This is a genomic window from Streptomyces solincola (assembly GCF_002982015.1).
Taxonomy (GTDB): Bacteria; Actinomycetota; Actinomycetes; order Streptomycetales; family Streptomycetaceae; genus Streptomyces; species Streptomyces solincola.
The window spans coordinates 1-2,294 of record NZ_PVLV01000683.1 but is presented as its reverse complement, the minus strand read 5'-3'; the positions used below and the strand labels follow the sequence as shown (position 1 = coordinate 2,294).

Annotated in this window: 2 protein-coding genes and 1 pseudogene; all 3 read right to left on the bottom strand. The window is 75.9% G+C overall.

What is annotated here, in order from left to right; translation table 11 throughout:
- The coding region (locus tag C6N75_RS29250; protein ID WP_258177678.1) for a serine/threonine-protein kinase at positions 1 to 791 on the bottom strand (791 nt) is incomplete at its 3' end.
- Between the two features lie 56 nt (positions 792 to 847).
- The gene (locus tag C6N75_RS29245) at positions 848 to 1,471 is read right to left on the bottom strand and encodes a hypothetical protein (protein ID WP_105871854.1); all 624 of its coding nucleotides are present in this window, start codon (positions 1,469 to 1,471) and stop codon (positions 848 to 850) included.
- Between the two features lie 237 nt (positions 1,472 to 1,708).
- Positions 1,709 to 2,294: pseudogene (locus tag C6N75_RS29240) on the bottom strand (SAM-dependent methyltransferase); the annotation flags it as partial.

Genomic DNA, 2,294 nt, shown 5'->3' with positions numbered 1-2,294 from the left:
CCGGCCGTGCCGCCGCGCGCGGGCAGCAGCGGGGCCAGTGCCTCGTACACCTCCTGCGCGCCGGACGGCCGGGCCTGCGGGTCCTTGGCCAGCAGCCGCAGCACCAGCGCCTCCAGCGCCTCGGGCACCTCGGGGCGCAGCTGGCGCAGCGGCAGCGGCGGCTCGTAGAGGTGGCGGTGCAGCACGCCGAGCGCGGTGGAGCCGGTGAAGGGGACGTTGCCGCTGAGGAGTTCGTGCAGCAGCGCGCCGAGCGCGTAGAGGTCGGTGTACGGGCCGACCGCGCCGCCCATGGCCTGCTCGGGCGCCATGTAGGCGGGGCTGCCGATGGGCGAGCCGGTGTGGGTGAGGCGGGTGGTGTCGGTGTCGATCGCGGAGGCGATGCCGAGGTCGAGGACGGTGACGGTGCCGTCCGGCTTGACCATGACGTTGCGCGGCTTGAGGTCGCGGTGGACGATCGGCACCGCGTGCACGGCGGCGAGCACCGCGCACAGCTGGGCGGCCACGCCCACGGCCCAGCGCCAGGGGTAGGGGTCGTGTTCGGCGAGGTGGTCGGCGAGGTCGGCCCCCTCGACGTACTGCATGACGAGGAAGAGGTCGTCGTCGTCGCTGCCGGCGTCGTGCACGGTGACCAGCCCGGGGTGGGTGACCTGGGCGGTCACCCGGCATTCGCGCACGAACCGGCGGCGCATCTCCTCGGCGGCCGCGGCCGGGGCCATGGCGTCGGGGCGCAGCAGCTTGACGGCGACCCGGCGGTCCAGCCGGCTGTCGTAGCCGGTCCACACCTGGCCCATGCCGCCCTGGCCGATGACGGTGGACAGTTCGTAGCGCCCGGCGATGAGGCGTCCGTTCACTTCTCCTCTTCCCGGCGGCGGTCGTCCTGGCGCAGCAGGTCGCTCAGCTCGTCCAGCTCGGCGCGGACCTGGTGGATGCGGTGGTGCGCGGGCGGCGGGGCCGCGGGGTGCTGCCGGGGCTCCGGCGGCGTCTGCCGCACGGGCTGCACCGGCTGCTGCACGGGAGGCTGGTGCACGGGAGGCTGGTGCACCGGCGGCTGGTGTACGGGGGCGGGAGTCGGGCCCGGGTAGCCGTAGCCGCCGCCGGCGGGGCCGTGCCCGGGGGCGCCGAGGCGGCTGAAGTGCTGGATCTCCAGGGTCAGGTAGACGGCGAGGACCACGGCGATCAGCAGGATCAGCCACAGCCCGACCACGACCGACGCCCCGTCCGTGATCTCGCCCTTGTCGTCCGTGGGAGCCGTGCCCGCGTAGGCGAACACCCCGACGGACGCCACCAGCGCCAACGCGAACAGCGTCCAGTCCCGGCCGCGCCGGGTGACGACGGCGAGCCGCAGCATGGCGGCCCAGCCCAGCAGCCCGCAGCTCAGCACCGTCAGCACGGTGAACAGCACGCGCAGGCCGATGAGCGTGCCGTCGGAGGGACGCCGGGGCGGTGGCGTGGCGTGGCCGGGGGCGTACATGGCTGCTCCTGGGCGGGCGAGGTCGGGCGGTGGCGTCGGGCGGCCGCCGCGGCGCGGCCGCGTCGGGCGGTTCCGATGCGGATGTGAGCGTATACACCGACACCGACAGGCCGGTCGGGGTTGCACCGAACCGTTGCCGAACCGATCACGTCACGGCCGCGCCGCCACCGTCATCGGCGAACCGCGCGCGCCCCCGGGGCGTTCGGCCCCCCTGCCGTCACGCCGGTACGTCCGCCGTCACGCCTCGATGGCGCCGTCGGTCAGCCCGTCGTACATGCCCTGGACCAGCTTCTCGCCGAGCCGGCCGGCCAGCTTCAGCGCGGCCTCGAACTCGGCGAGCGCGCGGAACCGCTCGCCGTAGCGGTGCTGTTCGGCCGGGGGCAGCCGGGGCAGATGCAGCTTGCGCACGTCGAGCCGGGTGGAGGTGGTGGTGTAGCTGCTGGCCTGGCGGTGGTTGGCGGTGCCGCGCAGGAAGCCGGCCAGGAACCAGGGGTCCAGGGCGGCCGGGTCGGGCCGCAGCAACTGGAGGTTGCGGCCGAGGGCGGCGCCCGCGGTGTCCTCGTCGACGACCCGGGCGGTGGAGCCGCTGCCGAGGACGGGCACGACGACGTCGCCGGCCCGCACCAGCACCGGCGGGTCACCGGGGCCGGCGGGCAGGGCGCCGGAGGGGGCCTGGCCGGTGAGCACGTCGTGCTCGGTCAGCACCGGCGCGGAGCCGGCGCCGCCGCCGCCGGAGTGCAGTTCGACCGCGCCGGTGCGCACCAGTTCGGCGACGGTGACGCCGGGCGGGCGGGCGGACGGTCCGGGCGGCCCGGTCTCGGGG